Origin of the sequence: Pseudomonas sp. IB20, assembly GCF_009707325.1 — a bacterium.
In the GTDB taxonomy this organism is placed as follows: Bacteria; Pseudomonadota; Gammaproteobacteria; order Pseudomonadales; family Pseudomonadaceae; genus Aquipseudomonas.
In genome coordinates, this window is record NZ_CP046103.1 from 353,930 (window position 1) to 375,086 (window position 21,157).

Below are 21,157 nucleotides of genomic sequence, written 5' to 3' on the forward strand. Positions count from 1 at the left end.
GAGTTTTTCCATGTCGTTACGCCGTCTCGCCCTGCTGGCTTTTTGCGTGCTATTGGCCGCTTGCAGCAAGGTCAACCAAGAAAATTACGCGAAGTTGTCGGCTGGCATGGCCAAGGCTGAGGTGGAGTCGCTGCTGGGCAAGCCGACCGACTGTTCCGGCGCACTGGGCATGTCCAGTTGCACCTGGGGCGATAAAAACAGCTTTATCAGCGTTCAATATGCCGGTGACAAAGTTCTGATGTTTTCCGGGCAAGGCCTGAAGTAAACCGGGGCGCGAGCCTGCGGGAGAAGAAGAATGATGCGTTTTGTTTTGTGCCTTTGTGCCAGCCTGTTTTTGGCGGGCTGCGCCAGCCATTCTGGCGATGATCTGCAACCCAAGACAGCGAGCAACGTCAACCTCAAGCGTTACCAGGGCACCTGGTATGAGTTGGCCCGATTACCGATGTACTTCCAGCGCAACTGCGCGCAGTCCGAAGCCCGTTACACCTTGCTGCCTGATGGCGACATGTCGGTGTTCAACCGCTGCCTGACACCTGAGTGGCAGTGGCAGGAAGCCAAGGGCACGGCCACGCCGCAAGTGCCGGGCAAGACCGACAAGCTCTGGGTGGAATTCAATAACTGGTTCACGGCGCTGCTGCCGGGCGTCGCCAAGGGCGATTACTGGGTGCTGTACGTCAGCGATGACTACAAGACCGCCCTCGTCGGCAGCCCAAGCCGGCGCTACATGTGGATCTTGTCGCGCACACCTACGGTGAGTGCCGACACCCGCGAGGACCTGCTGAGCCGGGCGCGCCAGCAAGGGTATGACACGACGCGGTTGATCTGGCGTACGTCGGACACGCAGATGGCGAAGACCTCGCACTAAGCCTGGGTCACCGCCAATCAAAAAATGTGGGAGTTGGCTTGCCTGCGATGCAAACACCTCGGTGATGCATACGTGATGCTATCGCAGGCAAGCCAGCTCCCACATTTGTTATGTGTTGCCTGTTAGCCCAGCAGGTCTCTCAGGACTTGCGTAAAGGCGCGGCTGCTCTCTTCCTCACCCGCATGCCGCCCATCGCGCACCACCCACTTGCCGTTGACCAGCACATCGCGCACTTGCCGATCACCGCCGGCGAACAGCCAGCGATTAAGAATCCCATCCTCAGTCGCCGTCGCCAGGTACGGATCGTTGCCGTCGAGCACCAGCCAATCCGCGCGTTTACCCACTTCCAAACGACCAATAGGCTGGCCCAGCGCCTGGGCGCCGCCGTCCAATGCAGCATCAAACAGCGTGCGGCCGACCATCGGCTGATCACTGCGGTACAAGCGGTTGCGCCGCTGGTCACGCAGGCGCTGGCCGTATTCCAGCCAACGTAACTCTTCCACCACACTAAGCGACACATGGCTGTCGGAGCCAATGCCCATGCGCCCGCCTTGGGCGAGGAAATCCACGGCCGGGAAAATCCCGTCGCCCAGGTTGGCTTCGGTGGTCAGGCACAAACCGGCAATCGCGCGGCTCTTGGCCATGCGCGCCACTTCGTCAGCATCCGCGTGAGTGGCGTGCACCAGGCACCAGCGCTCATCCACCTCGACGTTGTCATACAGCCATTGCAGCGGGCGTTTGCCGCTCCAGGCCAGGCAATCGTCGACCTCTTTTTGCTGCTCGGCGATGTGGATATGCACCGGGCACGCCTTGTCGCTGGCAGCCAGGACATCATGGATTTGTTGCGGCGTGACGGCGCGCAGGGAGTGAAAGCACAGGCCCAACTGCTGCGCCGGTTGCGCGGCGAGGATCGGCTTGAGCTGCGCTTGCAGGTCCAGGTAGTTTTCAGTGCTGTTGATAAACCGTCGTTGGCCTTCATTCGGCGCCTGGCCACCAAAGCCTGCGTGGGAGTAGAGCACCGGCACCAAGGTCAGGCCAATCCCACTGCTGGCGGCCGCCTGGCTGATTTGCCGCGACAGCTGCGCGCGGTCGGCATACGGCTGGCCGCTGACGTCGTGATGCACGTAGTGAAATTCGGCCACCGAGGTGTAACCGGCCTTGAGCATCTCGATATACAGCTGGCGGGCGATGACGTGCAGTTGGTCCGGGTTGATCTTGCCGACCATGCGGTACATCAAATCGCGCCAGGTCCAGAAGCTGTCATTCGGGTTGCCGGCCACTTCGGCCAAGCCCGCCATGGCACGCTGGAACGCATGAGAATGCAGGTTCGGCATGCCCGCCAACACCGGGCCTCTGAGCCGTTCGGCGCCGTCTGCACTGGCATTAGGCTCAACGTGGGTCAGCACGCCATCGGCGCTGACTTCAAAACGTACATCGTTGGCCCATCCATTAGGCAGCAGCGCGCGTTCGGCAAAGAAAGCGGACATGATCAAGGCACCCCGGTCGTGTGTTTATTTGTATATACATATACAGACGTTTGCCTGCTCGGTAAACTCCGGCAATCTATGCATCTTTTCCCCCTGCAAGGATTCCCTGTGCCGACTCCGCCTGCCAAGTCTTCGCTGGCTGCCCACATGGACGAAAGTCCGGCGCCCTTGTATGCCCGCGTCAAACAGATGATCAGCCAGCAGATCCTCAACGGCAACTGGCCGCCGCATTACCGCGTGCCGTCCGAGAGCGAGCTGGTCAGCCAGTTGGGTTTCAGCCGCATGACCATCAACCGCGCCCTGCGCGAGCTCACCGCCGAAGGGTTGCTGGTGCGCATGCAAGGCGTCGGCACGTTCGTCGCCGAGCCCAAGAGCCAATCGGCGCTGTTTGAAGTGCACAACATCGCCGACGAGATCGCCTCCCGCGGCCATCGGCATACCTGCCAAGTCATCCACTTGTGCGAAGAGGCCGCAGGTTCCGAGCGCGCCGTCGCCCTAGAAATGCGCGAAGGCGGGCGGGTGTTCCACTCGCTGATCGTGCACTTCGAAAACGACATCCCGGTGCAAATCGAAGACCGTTTCGTCAACGCCTTGGTGGCGCCGGACTACTTGCAGCAAGACTTCACGCAACAAACGCCGTACGCCTACTTGAACCAAGTTGCGCCGCTGACCGAAGGCGAGCACGTGGTTGAAGCGATCCTCGCCGATGCTGAAGAGTGCAAGCTGCTGCAGATCGAGCCGAGCGAGCCGTGCCTGTTGATTCGCCGCCGCACTTGGTCGGGGCGCCAGCCGGTGACCGCTGCGCGTTTGATCCACCCCGGTTCCCGTCATAGCCTGGAAGGACGTTTCAGTAAATGAGTGCAGTGAAAGTCTGGCGCGCCGCCGATTACATCCGCATGCCGTGGAAAAACGGCGGCGGCAGTACCGAAGAAATCACCCGTGACGCAGGTACAGGCCTGGATGGCTTCGGCTGGCGCCTGTCGATTGCCGATATCGCCGAGTCGGGCGGGTTTTCCACCTTCGCCGGCTACCAGCGCGTGATCACCGTGATCAAAGGCGCGGGCATGGTGCTGACGGTGGATGGCGAAGAGCAACGTGGCTTGTTACCGCTGCAGCCGTTTGCGTTCAGTGGTGAGAGCGAGGTTTCTTGCCGCTTGATCACCGGGCCGATCCGCGATTTCAACCTGATTTATTCGCCCCAGCGTTACCACGCGCGCTTTCAGTGGGTGGATGGTGTGCAGCGGTTTTTCACCACGGCGCAGACCGTGCTGGTGTTCAGCGTGGCGGATGAAGTGAAGGTGCTGGACCAAAAGCTGGGTCATCACGACTGCCTGCAAATCGACGGTAACACCGACCTGCTGGACCTATCGGTTACCGGCCGCTGCTGCGTCATCGAACTGACCGCACTCGGTTAAAAGCTGTGGGAGCTGGCTTGCCTGCGATGGCGGTGTATCAGTACTGGATGTGCTGGCTGACACACCGTCATCGCAGGCAAGCCAGCTCCCACACGTGTTTCTGTGTTGTTCAAGGGATCTGTTTCCGGCCAGCGCACCAATTTGTTACCGAACGCCCCAGCGTGGCGCAACGCCACGCTGTTATGAACAATCTCCCTCGCTGCAAAACGCCTCCGCAAGAAATTTCACCAAGCCTCCAGGCCTTAATTTCCAAGGCTTTCACACACCTTCCCAAAAAATCTCACGCCCTCGCTAAGAAAGTTGGCCGCTCGATTGCATATGCTTGTATGTACAAGTAAAGATGTGTGCGTAAGACTCTCCTTCGCACCATCAATGTTCGCGCATCGATCGCCGAGGAGTCTTAGCTGTGACCAAGCCTACAAAATACCGTGACGTCGAAATCCGCGCCGCCCGCGGTAACAAGCTCACTGCCAAAAGCTGGCTGACTGAAGCGCCGCTGCGCATGTTGATGAACAACCTCGATCCGCAAGTGGCCGAAAACCCGAAAGAATTGGTGGTGTACGGTGGTATCGGCCGTGCGGCGCGCAACTGGGAGTGCTACGACCAGATCGTCGAGAGCCTCACCAACCTGAATGACGACGAAACCCTGCTGGTGCAATCCGGCAAGCCGGTCGGCGTGTTCAAGACCCACAGCAACGCCCCGCGCGTGCTGATCGCCAACTCCAACCTGGTGCCGCACTGGGCCAGCTGGGAACACTTCAACGAACTGGATGCCAAAGGCCTGGCCATGTACGGCCAGATGACCGCCGGCAGCTGGATCTACATCGGCAGCCAAGGCATCGTTCAAGGCACCTACGAAACGTTCGTCGAAGCCGGTCGCCAGCATTACAACAGCGACCTGACCGGCCGCTGGGTACTCACCGCCGGCCTCGGCGGCATGGGCGGCGCTCAGCCGCTGGCCGCGACCCTGGCCGGCGCGTGCTCGCTGAACATCGAGTGCCAGCAGGTCAGCATCGATTTCCGCTTGAGCAGCCGCTATGTCGACGAGCAAGCCACCGACCTCGACGACGCCCTGGCCCGCATCGCCAAATACACCAAGGAAGGCAAGGCCATCTCCATCGCCTTGCTGGGTAATGCGGCGGAAATCCTGCCGGAACTGGTCAAGCGCGGCGTGCGCCCAGACATGGTCACCGACCAGACCAGTGCCCACGACCCGCTCAATGGCTACCTGCCGGCCGGCTGGACCTGGGACGAATACCGCGCCCGCGCCAAGACCGAACCGGCTGCCGTGATCAAGGCCGCCAAACAGTCGATGGCCGTGCACGTAAAAGCCATGCTCGAGTTCCAGAAGCAAGGCATCCCGACCTTCGACTACGGCAACAACATCCGCCAGATGGCGCAAGAAGAAGGCGTGGAAGACGCCTTCGCTTTCCCAGGCTTCGTACCGGCCTACATCCGCCCACTGTTCTGCCGTGGCATCGGCCCGTTCCGTTGGGCGGCACTGTCCGGCGACCCGCAAGACATCTACAAGACCGACGCCAAAGTCAAAGAGCTGATCCCCGACGACGCGCACCTGCACAACTGGCTGGACATGGCGCGCGAGCGCATCAGCTTCCAGGGCCTGCCGGCACGTATCTGCTGGGTTGGCCTGGGCCAGCGCGCCAAGCTCGGCCTGGCGTTCAACGAAATGGTGCGCAGCGGCGAGCTGTCAGCGCCGGTGGTGATCGGCCGTGACCACCTCGACTCCGGCTCGGTTGCCAGCCCGAACCGCGAAACCGAAGCCATGCAGGACGGTTCCGACGCCGTGTCTGACTGGCCACTGCTCAACGCCTTGCTCAACACCGCGAGCGGCGCGACCTGGGTTTCGCTGCACCACGGCGGCGGCGTTGGCATGGGCTTCTCGCAGCACTCCGGCATGGTGATCGTCTGCGACGGCACCGACGAAGCCGCTGAACGAATTGCTCGCGTGCTGCACAACGACCCGGCCACCGGTGTGATGCGCCACGCCGATGCCGGTTACCAGATCGCCATCGACTGCGCCAAAGAGCAGGGCCTCAACCTCCCGATGATCAAGTAACGGCTGGCAAGGTTCCTGTGGGAGCTGGCTTGCCTGCGATGGCATCACCTCGGTTTTACTGACAGGCCCCACAGTTGACCGGCTGTGTACACAAGACATGTTTCACCCGCACCACCAAAAAACAATCCATCAGAGGTTGAACAGACATGGCTGCAAAGGACGCACGTGCAAGCACCACCCCGTTGATCGAAAGGCGTTCGATCGACTACATCCCGGAAGCGGAAAGACACGGTCGTCTGTTTAGCCAGTTCACCCTATGGATGGGTGCCAACCTGCAAATTACCGCCATTGTCACCGGGGCCTTGGCCGTGGTGCTGGGCGGTGATGTGTTCTGGTCGTTGATCGGTCTGCTGATCGGCCAACTGATTGGCGGCGGCGTCATGGCGTTGCATGCGGCGCAAGGGCCGAAGCTTGGCTTGCCGCAGATGATCTCCAGCCGCGTGCAGTTTGGTGTTTATGGCGCGGCCATCCCGATCGTGCTGGTCTGTTTGATGTACCTCGGCTTTACCGCGACCGGCACCGTGCTTTCCGGCCAAGCGCTGGGCCAGTTGTTTGGTGTCAGTGACAGCGTCGGTATCCTTATCTTCGCCAGTGTCATTGTGCTGGTCACGGTGCTCGGTTACCGGGTGATCCATTGGATCGGCCGCATCGCCAGCGTCATCGGTGTGATCGCCTTCGTCTACCTGTTCAGTCGCCTGATCAGCCAGACCGACATTGGCGCACTGCTGCAAATCCGCCACTTCAGTTGGAGCAGTTTTTTGCTGGCGGTGTCGCTCGCGGCATCCTGGCAGATCGCTTTCGGCCCTTACGTGGCGGACTACTCACGTTACTTGCCGAGCAAGACGTCCTCGGTGAAAACCTTTCTCGCCGCTGGCGCGGGTTCGGTCATTGGTGCACAGGTGGCGATGATCCTCGGCGTGTTTGCCGCGGCCATGTCCAACGGGCAATTCGCCGGGCACGAAGTGGCTTACATCGTTGGTTTGAGCGGCACGGGTGCCACCGCTGCGCTGCTGTACTTCAGCATCGCTTTTGGCAAGGTCACCATCTCTACGCTGAACTCCTACGGTAGTTTCATGTGCATCGCGACCATCATCAGCGGTTTTCGCGGTCGCCTGGAAGTCACGCGCCTGCAGCGTCTGGTTTTCGTGCTGGTTATTGTCGGTACTGCGACCCTGATCGCGTTGCTCGGCCAGCACTCGTTCCTCGGTGCTTTCAAGTCTTTCATCCTGTTCCTGCTGGCGTTCTTTACGCCCTGGAGCGCGATCAACCTGGTGGATTACTACTGCATCACCCGCGAGCGCTATGACGTGCCGGCGCTGGCCGACCCGAACGGTCGCTACGGTCGCTGGAACCTGCTCGGTATCAGCGTCTATGTCTTCGGCGTGTTGGTGCAATTGCCATTCATCTCCACCAAGTTCTACACCGGCCCGCTGGTGGCCGCGCTGGGTGATGTGGATATTTCCTGGATCATCGGTCTGGTACTTCCCGCAGCCCTCTATTACGTCTGTGCGAAAAAGTGGCACAGCGCAATTCCTGAACACCTGATCCTGCCGGTAGAGCAGGGCGCTACACCAATAGCAAACGGGCTGGTTGCACAGGCCTGATGGGACGTGGACAGGGCAGGACGCCTACTGACTGCCGTAATCCATTTCAAGATTGGGAGCGTCACAACAATGAAGATGAATAAGACCCTGCTGGCCACCTTGTTTTCTGCGGGCTTGCTGGCCTCTGCTGGCGCCCAGGCGGCCGGTTGGTGTGAATCCGGCAAGCCGGTGAAATTTGCAGGTTTGAACTGGGAAAGCGGCATGTTGCTCACCGACATCCTGCAAACCGTGCTGGAAAAAGGCTACGACTGTAAAACCGACAGCCTGCCGGGCAACTCCATCACCATGGAAAACGCCCTGAGCAGCAACGACATCCAAGTGTTTGCCGAAGAGTGGGTCGGCCGCAGCGAAGTCTGGAACAAGGCTGAGAAGGCCGGCAAAGTCGTCGGCGTGGGTGCGCCGGTCGTCGGTGCGGTGGAAGGTTGGTACGTGCCGCGTTACGTGATCGAAGGCGACGCCAAGCGCAAATTGGAAGCCAAGGCGCCGGACCTGAAAAACATCGCGGATCTGGCCAAATACGCCTCGGTATTCAAGGACCAGGAAGAGCCGTCCAAAGGCCGTTTCTACAATTGCCCGGCCGGCTGGACCTGTGAGTTGGACAACAGCGAAATGCTCAAAAGCTACGGCCTGGAAAGCACCTACACCAACTTCCGCCCAGGCACCGGCCCGGCGCTGGATGCGGCGGTGCTGTCGAGCTACAAGCGTGGCGAGCCGATCCTGTTCTACTACTGGTCGCCCACTCCGCTGATGGGCCAGGTGGACCTGGTCAAGCTGGAAGAAAAGCCCGGTGTGGATAAAAGCGTGAGCATCAAGGTCGGCTTGTCCAAGACCTTCCACGAACAAGCGCCGGAGTTGGTGGCGGTGCTGGAGAAGGTCAACCTGCCGATCGACCTGCTGAACCAGAACCTGGGCCGCATGGCCAAAGAGCGAATTGAGTCGCCAAAACTGGCGAAAATTTTTCTCAAGGAACATCCTGAAGTCTGGCACGCATGGGTGAGCGACGACGCAGCCAAGAAAATCGACGCGGCCTTGTAGGGCGAGCGTTCCCGGTTGTCTGAGCAGGCAACCGGGCGCCCGGCCACAACCCACTGGATCGAGAGCACGATATGTTTCCTGAGAGTTTTACGTTTTCCATCGCCGACTGGGTCAACGGTTGGGTGGACTCGCTGGTCACCAACTACGGCGATGTGTTCCGGCAGATCTCCGACACCCTGCTATGGGCCATCGTCAACCTGGAAGGGCTGCTGCGCGCAGCGCCCTGGTGGCTGATGCTGGCCATCGTCGGCGGCATCGCCTGGCACGCCACCCGCAAGGTGGTGACCACGGCCGTGATCGTCGGCCTGCTGTTTCTGGTGGGTGCGGTTGGCCTGTGGGACAAGCTGATGCAAACCCTGGCCTTGATGATGGTCGCCACGGTGATCTCGGTGCTGATCGGCATTCCACTGGGCATTCTGTCGGCGCGCAGCAATCGCCTGCGTTCGGTGCTGATGCCGTTGCTCGACATCATGCAAACCATGCCGAGCTTCGTGTACTTGATCCCGGTGCTGATGCTGTTCGGCCTGGGCAAGGTGCCGGCGATTTTCGCCACGGTGATCTACGCCGCACCGCCGCTGATTCGCCTCACCGATTTGGGCATTCGCCAAGTCGATGGCGAAGTCATGGAAGCCATCAACGCCTTTGGTGCCAACCGCTGGCAGCAACTCTTTGGGGTGCAACTGCCGCTGGCCCTGCCGAGCATCATGGCCGGGATCAACCAGACCACCATGATGGCGCTGTCGATGGTGGTGATCGCCTCGATGATCGGTGCCCGTGGCTTGGGCGAAGACGTGCTCGTCGGCATCCAGACCCTCAACGTCGGCCGTGGCCTCGAAGCCGGTCTGGCGATTGTGATTCTCGCAGTGGTCATCGACCGCATTACCCAGGCCTATGGTCGTCCACGGCATGAGGCGAGCAAATGAGTACTGTCAGCAAAATTGAAGTTAAAAACGTCTTCAAGATCTTCGGCAACCGCTCCAAGGAAGCCCTGGCGCTGGTTGGCCAGGGCAAGACCAAGGACCAGGTACTGGCCGAGACAGGTTGCGTGGTCGGCGTAAATGACTTGTCCCTGAGCATCGGCACCGGCGAGATCTTCGTGATCATGGGCCTGTCGGGCTCCGGCAAATCCACCTTGGTGCGCCACTTCAACCGCCTGATCGACCCTACCAGCGGCGCGATCCTGGTGGACGGTGAAGACATCTTGCAACTGGACATGGAAGCCTTGCGCCAATTCCGTCGGCACAAGATCAGCATGGTGTTCCAGAGCTTCGGCCTGCTGCCCCACAAGAGCGTGCTCGACAATGTCGCCTACGGCCTGAAAGTGCGTGGCGAAACCAAGCAGGTCTGCGCCGAACGCGCGCTGCACTGGATCGAAACCGTAGGCCTCAAAGGCTACGAAAACAAATACCCGCACCAGCTGTCCGGCGGCATGCGCCAGCGTGTGGGCCTGGCTCGCGCCTTGGCGGCGGATACCGACATCATCTTGATGGACGAAGCGTTCAGCGCCCTCGACCCGCTGATCCGCGCCGAGATGCAGGACCAGTTGCTCGAGCTGCAAAAGACCCTGCACAAAACCATCGTGTTCATCACCCACGACCTCGACGAGGCCGTGCGCATCGGCAACCGGATTGCGATCCTCAAGGACGGCAAGCTGATCCAGGTCGGCACCCCGCGCGAGATCCTGCATTCGCCGGCGGATGAGTATGTGGACCGGTTTGTTCAGCGACGGGCGGCGGTGGTGTAAGTGATCGTTCCCACGCTCTGCGTGGGAATGCATCCCGTGACGCTCTGCGTCACACCTGATAGCGGGACGCGGAGCGTCCCAGGCGGCATTCCCACGCAGAGCGTGGGAACGATCAATTCAAGAGGCTTAAGATGTCCCAGGCAGCAAAAATCATCATCGCCGACGCCCCCATGCGCTGGCAGGACGTGGTCGCCGTCGCCCGCTTCGGCGCCGAGATCGAACTCTCGGGCCACGCCTGGGCGCGCATCGACAATGCCCAGGCCATCGTGCAGCGCATCGTCACCAGCGGTGAGCGCGCCTATGGTGTGAACACCGGCCTGGGCGCGCTGTGCAATGTGTCGCTCAAGGGCGAGCAACTCAGCCAGCTGTCGCGCAATACGCTTTTGAGCCACGCCTGTGGCGTCGGCCCGGTGCTCAGCGACGAGCAAACCCGTGCGATCATTTGCGCGGCTGTCATCAACTACAGCCACGGCAAATCCGGCCTGCACCCGCAGGTGGTGCATTCGCTGCTGGCGCTGCTCAACCACGGCATCACCCCGCAAGTACCGTCCCAGGGTTCGGTGGGCTACCTGACCCACATGGCCCACGTCGGCGTGGCCTTGCTCGGTGTCGGCACGGTGAGCTATCGCGGTCAGATCGTGACAGCGCAAGAAGCATTACACGCAGAAGGCTTGCAGCCTGTGGTACTCGGCGCCAAAGACGGCCTGTGCCTGGTCAACGGCACGCCGTGCATGACCGGCCTGAGCTGCCTGGCCCTGGCCGACGCCCACCACTTGCTGCAATGGGCCGACGTGATCGGCGCCATGAGCTTTGAGGCCCAGCGCGGCCAGATCGACGCCTTCGACGAAGCCATCATCGCCCTCAAGCCGCACCCGGGCATGCAGCAAGTCGGCATCAACCTGCGCGCCTTGCTCGATGGCAGTGAAGTGATCGCCAGCAGCAAGGGCATTCGTACTCAGGACGCCTTGAGCATCCGCTCGATCCCGCAGATTCACGGCGCGGCGCGCGACCAAGTTGAACACGCCACCCGCCAGATCGAGACCGAACTTAACAGCGCCACCGATAACCCGCTGTTGCTGGGCACGCCGGATAACTACCGCGTGGTGTCCCAGGCCAACCCGCACGGGCAGTCCGTGGCATTGGCGGCCGACATGCTCGCCATCGCCATGGCCGAAATCGGCTCGGTGGCCGAGCGCCGTCTGGACCGCCTGATTAACCCGCACGTCAGCGGCTTGCCGGCGTTCCTGGTCAGCAACCCTGGGGTTAACTCCGGGATGATGATCGTGCAGTACGTCGCCGCCTCGCTGTGCGGGCAAAACCGCCAGTTGGCGCAACCGGCGGTGCTCGACAATTTCGTCACCTCGGGCCTGCAGGAAGACCACCTGAGCATGGGCACCAACGCCGCGCTCAAGCTGCACCAGCTGTTGGCCAACGTTACCCAGATTCTCGCCATCGAATACCTGTTGGCGGCCCAGGCTTTCGAGTTTCTCAAGGACCAGCGTTTCGGCGCGGGCACCCACAGCGCCTGGCGCCTGCTGCGTGAAAAGGTCCCGGCCTACGAGCAGGACCGCTGGTTGGCGCCAGACATCGCGAGTGCCGCCGCGTTGCTTAAAGACACCGCTTTGCTGCACCACGTATTACCTAATTTGCACTAAAAATAATAATTGCACTAAAAATAATTCACAAGGAGCATGAATGTGACTGCGCTAAATCTGATTCCAGGCCAATTGAGCCTTGCCCAACTGCGGGCTATCTACCAGCAGCCGGTAACCCTCAGCCTGGATGACAGCGCCACGGCGCAGATCGAAGCCAGTGTTGCCTGCGTGGAGCAGATTCTCGCCGAGAACCGCACCGCCTACGGCATCAACACCGGTTTCGGCCTGCTGGCCTCGACCCGCATCGCCAGTGAGGACCTGGAAAACCTCCAGCGTTCGCTGGTGCTGTCCCACGCCGCCGGCGTGGGTGAGCCGATCAGCGACGCGCTGGTGCGGCTGGTCATGGTGCTCAAGGTCAACAGCCTCAGCCGTGGGTTCTCCGGGATCCGCCGCCAGGTCATCGACGCATTGATCGCGCTGATCAACGCCGAGGTGTACCCGCACATCCCGCTCAAAGGTTCGGTCGGTGCCTCCGGCGACCTGGCGCCGTTGGCGCACATGTCGTTGGTACTGCTGGGCGAAGGCAAGGCGCGCTACAAAGGCGAATGGCTGGAAGCCACCGAAGCACTGAAAGTCGCCGGCCTGACGCCGCTGACCCTCGCCGCCAAAGAAGGCTTAGCGCTGCTCAACGGCACCCAAGTGTCCACCGCCTACGCCTTGCGTGGCCTGTTCGAAGGCGAAGACCTGTTCGCCGGCGCGCTGGCCTGCGGCGGCCTGACCGTGGAAGCGGTACTCGGCTCACGCTCGCCGTTTGACGCGCGTATCCACGCCGCACGTGGCCAGCGTGGGCAGATCGATTCGGCTGCGGCCTATCGCGACCTGCTCGGTGAAAGCAGCGAGGTGTCCCAGTCGCACCAGAACTGCGACAAAGTCCAAGACCCGTACTCCCTGCGCTGCCAGCCGCAAGTCATGGGCGCCTGCCTGACCCAGTTCCGCCAGGCTGCCGAAGTGCTGGTGGTGGAAGCCAATGCCGTGTCGGATAACCCGCTGGTGTTTGCAGCCGAAGGCGACGTGATCTCCGGTGGTAACTTCCACGCGGAACCGGTGGCCATGGCCGCTGATAACATGGCGCTGGCCATCGCCGAAATCGGCTCCCTGAGTGAGCGCCGTATCTCGCTGATGATGGACAAGCACATGTCGCAACTGCCGCCGTTCCTGGTGGGCAATGGCGGGGTCAACTCCGGCTTCATGATTGCCCAGGTGACCGCCGCCGCGCTCGCCAGCGAAAACAAGGCACTGTCCCATCCGCACAGCGTCGACAGTTTGCCGACGTCGGCCAACCAGGAAGACCACGTGTCGATGGCGCCGGCAGCAGGCAAGCGTCTGTGGGAAATGGCTGAGAACACCCGTGGCATTTTGGCGGTGGAATGGCTGGCCGCGTGCCAGGGCCTGGACCTGCGCGATGGCCTGAAAACCTCGCCGAAGTTGGAAAAAGCCCGTGGCATCCTGCGCGCCAAAGTGGGCTTCTACGACAAGGATCGCTTCTTCGCCCCGGACATCAATGCCGCCAGCGAACTGCTCGCCACCCGCTGCCTGAATGAGCTGGTGCCGGCCAAGTTGCTACCAAGTCTCTAACACGCTGATCGTTCCCACGCTCTGCGTGGGAACGCCTCCTGTGACGCTCCGCGTCACGGCTCCGAAAGCGGACGCAGAGCGTCCAAGGCGGCCTTCCCACGCAGCGCGAGGGAACGATCTTCTCCTCATAAGAATAATTAGGGACGAGAAATGCACCAGCAAGAAAAAGGTTTGAAACGCGGGCTTAGCGCCCGACATATTCGCTTCATGGCACTCGGTTCCGCGATCGGCACCGGGCTGTTCTACGGCTCCGCCTCAGCCATCCAGATGGCCGGCCCCGCCGTGCTGCTGGCCTACCTGATCGGCGGCGCCGCGGTATTCATGGTTATGCGCGCCCTCGGCGAAATGGCTGTGCACAACCCGGTTTCCGGCTCCTTCGGCCAGTACGCCAGCACCTACCTGGGGCCTATGGCCGGGTTCGTCCTCGGCTGGACTTATGCGTTTGAAATGATCATCGTCTGTCTGGCCGACGTCACCGCCTTTGGCATCTACATGGGCTTCTGGTTTCCCGAAGTTGCGCGCTGGGTGTGGGTGCTTGGCATCGTGTTTTTGATCGGCGGCCTGAACCTGTGCAACGTCAAAGTGTTTGGCGAGATGGAGTTCTGGCTGTCGTTGCTCAAGGTCGGCGCCATTGTGGCGATGATCCTCGGTGGCTTCGGCATCATGCTGTTCGGCATCCATTCGGCCGGCGATACCCAGGCCAGCGGCCTGAGCAACCTGTGGGCCCACGGCGGCTTTATGCCCAACGGCATCGGCGGCCTGATCGCCTCGTTCGCGGTGGTGATGTTTGCCTTCGGCGGCATCGAAATCATCGGCATCACCGCCGGTGAAGCCAAAGACCCGCAGCGCGTGATCCCCAAGGCGATCAACGCGGTGCCGCTGCGCATCCTGTTGTTCTACGTGCTGACCCTGTTTGTGCTGATGGCGATTTACCCGTGGCCGCAGATCGGCAGCGAGGGCAGCCCGTTCGTGCAGATCTTTAGCAACCTCGGCATCGGCTCGGCAGCAACCATCCTCAACATCGTGGTGATCTCGGCGGCCGTCTCGGCCATTAACAGCGACATCTTCGGCGCCGGCCGCATGATGTACGGCCTGGCTCAGCAAGGGCAGGCGCCCAAGGGCTTTGCCCAGCTGTCCAAGCAAGGCGTGCCGTGGATGACCGTGGTGGTGATGGGCGCGGCGCTGCTTGGCGGCGTGGTGCTCAACTACCTGATCCCGGAAAACGTGTTCCTGCTGATCGCCTCGATTGCCACCTTCGCCACCGTGTGGGTGTGGCTGATGATTCTGTTCACCCAGGTCGCGATGCGCCGCTCGATGACCAAAGAACAGGTCGCCGAGCTGAAATTCCCGGTACCGTTCTGGCCGTATGCGCCCGCGGCTGCCATCGTGTTCATGCTGTTCGTGTTTGGTGTGCTGGGTTATTTCCCGGACACCCAGGCCGCTTTGCTGGTCGGCGCCGTGTGGATCGTGCTGCTGGTTCTGGCCTACCTGCTGTGGGTCAAACCCGCTGCCGGGCAAACGGCCAAGGTCCATTACGACACGGCTTTGTCTCATCGTTAACTTAGGGAGGCGTTGATGAAAACGCTTTGGCAACACTGCCACGTCGCAACCATGGCAGGCGGCAAGTACTCGATCATCGAGGATGCCGCCATGGTCACTGCAGGCCAACTCATCGAGTGGGTCGGCCCCCGCAGCCAAGTGCCGCCGGCGGATTACGCCCAGGTGCATGACCTGCAAGGCGCGTGGGTCACCCCCGGGCTGATCGACTGCCACACCCACACGGTGTTCGGCGGCAATCGCAGCGGCGAATTCGAGCAGCGCCTTGAAGGCGTGAGCTACGCCGAAATCGCGGCCAAGGGTGGCGGCATTGCCAGCACCGTACGCGCCACCCGCGCCGCCACTGAAGATGAACTGTTTGCCAGCGCGCACAAGCGCCTGCGCAGTTTGCTGCGTGACGGCGTGACCACGGTGGAGATCAAATCCGGCTACGGCCTGGACCTGGCCAGTGAGCGTAAATTGCTGCGGGTGATCCGTCGCCTCGGCGAAGCGCTGCCGGTCAGCGTGCGCGCCACCTGCCTGGCGGCCCACGCGTTGCCGCCGGAGTACAAGGATCGCGCTGACGATTACATCGACCACATCTGCGCCGAGATGCTGCCGGCCCTGGCCGCGGAAGGGCTCGTGGACGCGGTGGATGCGTTCTGCGAATACCTGGCGTTTTCCCCGGAGCAGGTTGAGCGCGTCTTCAAGGTTGCCCAGCAACTCGGCCTGCCGGTGAAGCTGCACGCCGAGCAACTGTCGTCGTTGCACGGTTCCAGCCTGGCCGCGCGTTACCACGCGCTGTCGGCGGACCACCTGGAATTCATGACCGAAGACGACGCGATCGCCATGGCTGCCTCCGGCACCGTCGCGGTGCTGTTGCCGGGTGCGTTCTACTTTCTGCGTGAAACCCAGTTGCCGCCGATGGATGCCCTGCGCAAGCACGGCGTGAAGATTGCCATCGCCAGTGACCTCAACCCCGGCACCTCGCCGGCCTTGTCGGTGCGCCTGATGCTGAACATGGCCTGCACGCTGCTGCGCATGACCCCGGAAGAAGCCCTGGCCGGTGCCACCCAGCATGCGGCCACCGCGCTGGGCATGGGCGATACCCATGGCTCGCTGGAAGTGGGCAAGGTCGCTGATTTTGTCGCTTGGCAGATTGATCGCCCCGCCGACTTGGCCTACTGGCTCGGCGGTGAGCTGGATAAACGCGTTGTGCGCCACGGCGTCGATGTCACTGTTTAAGGCTGCCTTTGTGAACGAGGAGTACTGCTTTGGATAAGGTTCTGAACTTCAAACAAGGCCGCGTACCGCTGCTGATCAGCATGCCTCATGCCGGCCTGCGCCTGACGCCTGCGGTCGAAGCCGGCTTGATCCCCGAGGCGCAAAGCCTGCCGGACACCGACTGGCACATCCCCACGCTGTATGACTTTGCCGAGGCGCTGGGCGCCAGCACCCTGTCGGCGGAGTACTCGCGGTTTGTGATCGACCTGAACCGGCCATCGGACGACAAGCCGCTGTACGTCGGCGCCACCACCGGCCTGTACCCGGCGACATTGTTCGACGGCGTGCCGCTGTTCCGCGAAGGCCTGGAGCCGTCGGCAGAGGAGCGCGCCACCTACCTGCAAAAGATCTGGGGCCCGTACCACCGCGCCCTGCAAGAGGAACTGGCGCGGCTCAAAGCCGAGTTCGGCTACGCATTGCTGTTTGATGCGCACTCGATCCGCTCGGTGATCCCGCACCTGTTCGACGGCAAGCTGCCGGACTTCAACCTCGGCACCTTCAACGGCGCGGCTTGCGACCCCGAGCTGGCGAGCCAGTTGGAAGCCATCTGCGCCACGCATCCGCAGTACACCCACGTGCTCAACGGGCGCTTCAAGGGCGGGCACATCACCCGGCATTACGGCGACCCGGCGCAGGATATCCACGCCGTGCAGTTGGAGTTGTGCCAGAGCGCTTATATGGAAGAGTTTGAGCCGTTTCGTTATCGGCCAGATTTGGCTGAGCCGACGCGGGTGGTGTTGAAGCAGTTGCTGGAAGGGTTTTTAGGTTGGGGGCGGCAGCGTTATTCAAGGTAATTAAAGTGCGAGTTCTCGGGGACGGTAACTCGCACTGTTATATTGATATGTTAACAAGGCACTTGGGGGGAAGGAGCGTTCTGTAAAAGTGTCGCCATGCGTTTTGTTCTGCAATACCACAGTCGCCCCAGTGCAAAACAGGGTCGCTGTAGGTCTCTTTAAATAAGGTTTCGCCGGGTAAGGTGCTGGGCACGGCGCGCTAGACGCCACTCCCCACAATAAAAGCTGCCGAGTGAGACCTCTTTCCATGAAAAGACTGTTCAACCGCTACCTGTTGACCCTCACCGGCGCCGCGCTACTCAGTGCGCACGCCATGGCCGCAGAACCTGCGTCGTGCAAAACCGTGCGCATGGGCGTGGTCAGTTGGACCGACGTGGTCGCCACCTCCGGCATGGCCGACGTGCTGCTCAACGGCCTGGGCTATGACAGCAAACAGACCAGCGCGGTGCAGCAGATCATCTTTGCTGGCATCCGCGACAAGCGCCTGGATATCTTCCTCGGTTACTGGAAACCGGCGATGGACAACAACATCGCGCCGTTCCTGGCCGCCAAGCAGGTCAAGGTCTTCGACACGCCCAGCCTGTCTGACGCCCAAGCCACCCTGGCCGTGCCGCAATACGTAGCCGACGCTGGGTTGAAAACCTTTGCTGACATCGCCCGCTTCAAAGACAAACTGGGCGGCAAGCTCTACGGCATCGAGCCTGGCAGTGGCGCCAATACCGACATCCAGAAAATGATCGACACCAACCATTTCGGCCTGGGCGGCTTCAAGCTGGTGGCGTCCGGTGAAGCGGGGATGCTGGCGGCGGTGCAGCGCGCGGTGAATCGCAAGGAGTTCGTGGTGTTTGTCGGTTGGACCCCGCACCCGATGAACATCAACATGAAAATGGCCTACCTCACCGGCAGCGAAGATGTGTTCGGCGCCGACGAAGGCCGCGCCACGGTTTCTACCGTCACTGCGCCGGACTTCGCCGAGCGCTGCCCCAACGCCAACCGCTTGCTGACCAACCTGACCTTCACCGCCGCCCAGGAAAGCCAACTGATGGTGCCGATCATGGAACGCCAATCGCCCCAGGAGGTTGCCAAGCAATGGCTGCGCGACCACCCCGAGGACTTGCAGCGCTGGTTGGCGGGTGTTACGGCGTTTGATGGCGGCGATGGCGCGGCGGCCGTGCAAGCCAGCCTAAAACCCTAAGCCGGGCACGAGCAAATGTGGGAGCGGGCTTGCCCGCGATGGCGGTGGGTCAGCCACTCATCAGGCGACTGATACACCGCCTTCGCGAGCAAGCCAAACCCTAGCCGGGCACGAGCAAATGTGGGAGCGGGCTTGCCCGCGTGGCGGTGGGTCAGCCACTCATCAGGCGACTGATACACCGCCTTCGCGAGCAAGCCCGCTCCCATAGGTTGATTTCCATTGATAGGGATATTTGCGCATGTACCCGATTTCTCCGCAGATGGCGGCCTTTGTTGCCAAGACTGAGTCCTTCACCAGTGACGATTCATCGCTGGCCGGCTTGCGCCAGAACTACGATCGCATGTGCCAGGCGTTCACCCCGGCGCAGCCTGATGAGCTGCAAGTCTCGGACGCTACGCTTGGCGGGGTGAAGGTTCGCTGCTATCACCCCGCAACGACCCCTCCAGCGCAAGGCTGGCCATGCCTCCTTTATATGCACGGCGGCGGCTGGGTGGTCGGCGGGCTGGATTCCCATGATTTCATCTGCTTCGAACTGGCCAGCGCGCTGCAGGTGCTGGTGATTGCCATCGACTACCGTCTGGCGCCGGAGCATCCGTTCCCGGCGGCGTACCAAGATTGCCGCGCGGTTTGGCAGGCGATCCAAGCGGGGCAGGGGCCGCACGCCATCAACCTGCAGCGCTTGGTGGTGATGGGTGACAGCGCGGGCGGCAATCTGGCGGCGGCGTTGTGCCTGGGCCTGCGCGACGACGGCCTGCCGCTGCCCTGCGCCCAGGTGCTGATTTATCCCGGGTTGGGCGGGCCGGCCGATTTGCCGTCGCGCCGTGACTGCATGGACGCGCCGCTGCTCAGTACCGCCGACACTGGCGACTACCTGGCGCTGTACCTGCAGGGGGCGGGCAAGCCGTCGGCCTATGCCATGCCACTGCTGGCCGAGGATTTCAGCGGCTTGCCCAAGGCGCTGATCGCCGTGGCCCAGTTCGACCCGCTGCGCGACGACGGCATGCTGTATGCCGAACGCCTGCAAGCGGCGGGCGTCGAGGCCGTGCTGTATCCCGGCAAAGGCTTGGTCCACGGCTGTTTGCGCGCGCGCGGCCAGGCGCCGGAGGTGGATCAGCTGTACGACTACCTGTTGTCTTACGTGAGGAGCGAGCGGCTGACACAGGTCTAAGTACTCAAGGACATGCTCATTGCACAATTCGGGTTTATGATGCCAGACGGAAAAAATAATAGACGTCCCCTCAGGGATGAACCCGACACCCTACGGAGCGCGCAATGCAGACTTGGTACCCGCAGATCAAACCCTACGCCAGGCACGATCTGGCCGTCGATGACACCCACACGCTGTACGTCGATGAAAGTGGCTCCCCCGAAGGTTTGCCCGTGGTCTTTATCCACGGTGGCCCCGGCTCCGGTTGCGACGCCCAGAGCCGCTGCTACTTTGATCCCAACCTGTACCGCATTGTCACCTTCGACCAGCGTGGCTGCGGGCGCTCTACGCCTCGCGCCAGCCTGGAAAACAACACCACCTGGGATCTGGTCGCTGACCTTGAGCGCATCCGCGAACACCTGGGCATCGACAAATGGGTGCTGTTTGGCGGTTCCTGGGGCTCGACCCTGTCCCTGTCTTACGCGCAAACCCACCCCGAGCGCGTGCATGGCCTGATCTTGCGCGGCATTTTCCTGGCTCGCCCGCAGGACATTCACTGGTTCTACCAGGAAGGCGCGAGCCGCATGTTTCCGGATTACTGGCAGGACTACCTCGCACCGATCCCGGCAGATGAGCGCCACGATATGGTCGCCGCTTACCACAAGCGCCTGACCGGCAATGACCAGATCGCCCAGATGCACGCGGCCAAGGCTTGGTCCGGCTGGGAAGGGCGCATGTTGGGCCTGTGCCCGAGCCCGCAGCATGTCGAGCGGTTTTCCGAACCGCAGCGCGCGCTGTCGATCGCCCGTATCGAGTGCCACTACTTCACCAACAACTCTTTCCTTGAGCCCAACCAGCTGATTCGCGACATGCACAAGATCGCCCATCTGCCTGGCGTAATCATTCATGGTCGCTACGATATGATCTGCCCGTTGGACAACGCCTGGGAATTGCATCAGGCCTGGCCCAACAGCGAGTTGCAGGTGATCCGTGAGGCCGGCCATGCCGCGTCCGAGCCCGGCATCACTGATGCGCTGGTGCGCGCGACCGGCGAGATGGCACGGCGCCTGCTTGATCTGCCGCCAGAAGAAGCATGAAGGGCCTGTTGCAACGGGTGAGTGGCGCTCGGGTCGAGGTGGAAGGCGAAGTTGTAGGGGCGATTGACCAAGGTTTGCTGGTGCTGGTGGCCGTCGAGCCTTCAGATACGCCCGAGAGCGCCGACAAACTGCTGCACAAGCTGCTTAACTATCGGGTGTTCAGCGACGACGAGGGCAAAATGAACTTGTCGTTGAAGGATATCGGCGGCGGTTTGCTGCTGGTGTCGCAGTTCACCCTGGCGGCGGATACCAAAAGCGGGTTGCGGCCGAGCTTCTCCACGGCGGCCCCTCCGGCCCTGGGAGCGGCGCTTTTTGAACACTTGTTGTTACAAGCGCAACAAATGCATGGCAAGGTGGCGTCAGGGCGTTTTGGCGCGGATATGCAGGTGCATTTGGTCAATGATGGCCCTGTAACCTTCCTCTTACAGACGTGAATGTATTAAAAACGACTTTAATGCCTAAAAACGCAGGGTTTCGCTACAAATACTTCGTTGTCCCTGATGCGTTGTTTCGCGGGCTACTAGATAATCGCGCGCTACGGGGATCAGCGTTGTTTGGTCCATTTTGACTTAGGTAGAGACTTGTCCGACGGCCATTGGGGAATCATTTTGACCCAGGGGAGTCGGAACAATGCTCGCCAACCTGGC

Annotated in this window: 19 protein-coding genes; 18 read left to right on the plus strand and 1 reads right to left on the minus strand. The window is 61.6% G+C overall.

Annotation, left to right across the window (positions count from 1 at the left end; genetic code table 11):
- Positions 1-10: 10 nt before the first annotated feature.
- Together GJU48_RS01615 and GJU48_RS01620 are read left to right on the plus strand one after the other, a co-directional pair.
- Entirely contained in the window at positions 11-265 is a 255-nt protein-coding gene (locus GJU48_RS01615; protein WP_017849914.1) for a hypothetical protein, read from the plus strand.
- Positions 266-295: 30 nt separating this feature from the next.
- Positions 296-865 (plus strand): lipocalin family protein, encoded by a 570-nt coding sequence (locus GJU48_RS01620; protein WP_094949337.1) that lies wholly within the window; start codon positions 296-298, stop codon positions 863-865.
- 122 nt (positions 866-987) lie between these two features.
- Here GJU48_RS01620 and GJU48_RS01625 read toward each other — a convergent pair whose 3' ends face one another.
- Positions 988-2,352 carry a formimidoylglutamate deiminase gene (locus GJU48_RS01625; protein ID WP_094949336.1) on the minus strand — a complete coding sequence of 455 codons (1,365 nt, stop codon included), beginning with the start codon at positions 2,350-2,352 and terminating at the stop codon, positions 988-990.
- Positions 2,353-2,499: 147 nt separating this feature from the next.
- On the opposite strand from GJU48_RS01625, the gene hutC reads away from it, so the two are divergent.
- The 16 genes from hutC to dtd all read left to right on the plus strand — a co-directional run bounded on the left by hutC (position 2,500) and on the right by dtd (position 20,944).
- On the plus strand, positions 2,500-3,210 hold the full coding sequence (hutC, locus tag GJU48_RS01630; protein ID WP_232000148.1) for a histidine utilization repressor: 711 nt from the start codon (positions 2,500-2,502) through the stop codon (positions 3,208-3,210).
- Positions 3,207-3,767, plus strand: a complete 561-nt coding sequence (locus tag GJU48_RS01635; RefSeq protein ID WP_094949335.1) for a HutD/Ves family protein — start codon at positions 3,207-3,209, stop codon at positions 3,765-3,767. The genes hutC and GJU48_RS01635 overlap by 4 nt, the downstream gene beginning before the upstream one ends.
- Positions 3,768-4,173: 406 nt before the next feature.
- Positions 4,174-5,844, plus strand: coding sequence for a urocanate hydratase (gene hutU, locus GJU48_RS01640; protein ID WP_094949334.1), 1,671 nt, complete (start codon positions 4,174-4,176; stop codon positions 5,842-5,844).
- Positions 5,845-5,990: 146 nt separating this feature from the next.
- Positions 5,991-7,448 (plus strand): purine-cytosine permease family protein, encoded by a 1,458-nt coding sequence (locus tag GJU48_RS01645; protein ID WP_094949333.1) that lies wholly within the window; start codon positions 5,991-5,993, stop codon positions 7,446-7,448.
- Between the two features lie 69 nt (positions 7,449-7,517).
- A complete protein-coding gene (locus GJU48_RS01650) occupies positions 7,518-8,483 on the plus strand; it encodes an ABC transporter substrate-binding protein (RefSeq protein WP_094949332.1) in 966 nt (321 codons plus the stop codon).
- A 71-nt stretch (positions 8,484-8,554) separates the two neighbouring features.
- Complete coding sequence (locus GJU48_RS01655; RefSeq protein WP_083355696.1) at positions 8,555-9,406, plus strand: ABC transporter permease; 852 nt, start codon at positions 8,555-8,557, stop codon at positions 9,404-9,406.
- Positions 9,403-10,227 carry a quaternary amine ABC transporter ATP-binding protein gene (locus GJU48_RS01660; RefSeq protein ID WP_094949331.1) on the plus strand — a complete coding sequence of 275 codons (825 nt, stop codon included), beginning with the start codon at positions 9,403-9,405 and terminating at the stop codon, positions 10,225-10,227. The genes GJU48_RS01655 and GJU48_RS01660 overlap by 4 nt, the downstream gene beginning before the upstream one ends.
- 131 nt (positions 10,228-10,358) lie before the next feature.
- The gene (locus GJU48_RS01665; RefSeq protein ID WP_094949330.1) at positions 10,359-11,882 is read left to right on the plus strand and encodes an HAL/PAL/TAL family ammonia-lyase; all 1,524 of its coding nucleotides are present in this window, start codon (positions 10,359-10,361) and stop codon (positions 11,880-11,882) included.
- Between the two features lie 36 nt (positions 11,883-11,918).
- The gene (gene hutH / locus GJU48_RS01670) at positions 11,919-13,457 is read left to right on the plus strand and encodes a histidine ammonia-lyase (RefSeq protein WP_094949329.1); all 1,539 of its coding nucleotides are present in this window, start codon (positions 11,919-11,921) and stop codon (positions 13,455-13,457) included.
- A 150-nt stretch (positions 13,458-13,607) separates the two neighbouring features.
- Positions 13,608-15,017, plus strand: coding sequence for an amino acid permease (locus GJU48_RS01675; protein WP_094949328.1), 1,410 nt, complete (start codon positions 13,608-13,610; stop codon positions 15,015-15,017).
- A gap of 15 nt (positions 15,018-15,032) precedes the next feature.
- Entirely contained in the window at positions 15,033-16,238 is a 1,206-nt protein-coding gene (hutI, locus tag GJU48_RS01680; protein ID WP_094949327.1) for an imidazolonepropionase, read from the plus strand.
- Between the two features lie 29 nt (positions 16,239-16,267).
- Positions 16,268-17,071, plus strand: coding sequence for an N-formylglutamate deformylase (hutG, locus tag GJU48_RS01685; protein WP_094949326.1), 804 nt, complete (start codon positions 16,268-16,270; stop codon positions 17,069-17,071).
- Positions 17,072-17,318: 247 nt separating this feature from the next.
- Positions 17,319-18,266, plus strand: coding sequence for a choline ABC transporter substrate-binding protein (locus GJU48_RS01690; protein WP_094949324.1), 948 nt, complete (start codon positions 17,319-17,321; stop codon positions 18,264-18,266).
- A 238-nt stretch (positions 18,267-18,504) separates the two neighbouring features.
- Positions 18,505-19,434: an alpha/beta hydrolase gene (locus tag GJU48_RS01695; protein WP_094949323.1), complete on the plus strand. Its 930-nt coding sequence runs from the start codon at positions 18,505-18,507 to the stop codon at positions 19,432-19,434.
- 104 nt (positions 19,435-19,538) lie between these two features.
- The gene (gene pip / locus GJU48_RS01700) at positions 19,539-20,510 is read left to right on the plus strand and encodes a prolyl aminopeptidase (RefSeq protein WP_056860643.1); all 972 of its coding nucleotides are present in this window, start codon (positions 19,539-19,541) and stop codon (positions 20,508-20,510) included.
- Positions 20,507-20,944 (plus strand): D-aminoacyl-tRNA deacylase, encoded by a 438-nt coding sequence (gene dtd, locus GJU48_RS01705; protein WP_094949322.1) that lies wholly within the window; start codon positions 20,507-20,509, stop codon positions 20,942-20,944. The genes pip and dtd overlap by 4 nt, the downstream gene beginning before the upstream one ends.
- The last annotated feature ends 213 nt before the right edge of the window (positions 20,945-21,157 follow it).

Coding starts and splice junctions, on each gene's coding strand:
- GJU48_RS01675 (WP_094949328.1), top strand. CDS start 13,608: ATGCACCAGCAAGAAAAAGGTTTGAAACGCGGGCTTAGCGCCCGACAT.
- GJU48_RS01665 (WP_094949330.1), top strand. CDS start 10,359: ATGTCCCAGGCAGCAAAAATCATCATCGCCGACGCCCCCATGCGCTGG.
- GJU48_RS01660 (WP_094949331.1), top strand. CDS start 9,403: ATGAGTACTGTCAGCAAAATTGAAGTTAAAAACGTCTTCAAGATCTTC.
- GJU48_RS01655 (WP_083355696.1), top strand. CDS start 8,555: ATGTTTCCTGAGAGTTTTACGTTTTCCATCGCCGACTGGGTCAACGGT.
- GJU48_RS01650 (WP_094949332.1), top strand. CDS start 7,518: ATGAAGATGAATAAGACCCTGCTGGCCACCTTGTTTTCTGCGGGCTTG.
- GJU48_RS01625 (WP_094949336.1), bottom strand. CDS start 2,352: ATGTCCGCTTTCTTTGCCGAACGCGCGCTGCTGCCTAATGGATGGGCC.
- GJU48_RS01635 (WP_094949335.1), top strand. CDS start 3,207: ATGAGTGCAGTGAAAGTCTGGCGCGCCGCCGATTACATCCGCATGCCG.
- GJU48_RS01620 (WP_094949337.1), top strand. CDS start 296: ATGATGCGTTTTGTTTTGTGCCTTTGTGCCAGCCTGTTTTTGGCGGGC.
- hutH (WP_094949329.1), top strand. CDS start 11,919: ATGAATGTGACTGCGCTAAATCTGATTCCAGGCCAATTGAGCCTTGCC.
- hutI (WP_094949327.1), top strand. CDS start 15,033: ATGAAAACGCTTTGGCAACACTGCCACGTCGCAACCATGGCAGGCGGC.
- dtd (WP_094949322.1), top strand. CDS start 20,507: ATGAAGGGCCTGTTGCAACGGGTGAGTGGCGCTCGGGTCGAGGTGGAA.
- GJU48_RS01690 (WP_094949324.1), top strand. CDS start 17,319: ATGAAAAGACTGTTCAACCGCTACCTGTTGACCCTCACCGGCGCCGCG.
- pip (WP_056860643.1), top strand. CDS start 19,539: ATGCAGACTTGGTACCCGCAGATCAAACCCTACGCCAGGCACGATCTG.
- GJU48_RS01695 (WP_094949323.1), top strand. CDS start 18,505: ATGTACCCGATTTCTCCGCAGATGGCGGCCTTTGTTGCCAAGACTGAG.
- GJU48_RS01645 (WP_094949333.1), top strand. CDS start 5,991: ATGGCTGCAAAGGACGCACGTGCAAGCACCACCCCGTTGATCGAAAGG.
- hutC (WP_232000148.1), top strand. CDS start 2,500: ATGGACGAAAGTCCGGCGCCCTTGTATGCCCGCGTCAAACAGATGATC.
- GJU48_RS01615 (WP_017849914.1), top strand. CDS start 11: ATGTCGTTACGCCGTCTCGCCCTGCTGGCTTTTTGCGTGCTATTGGCC.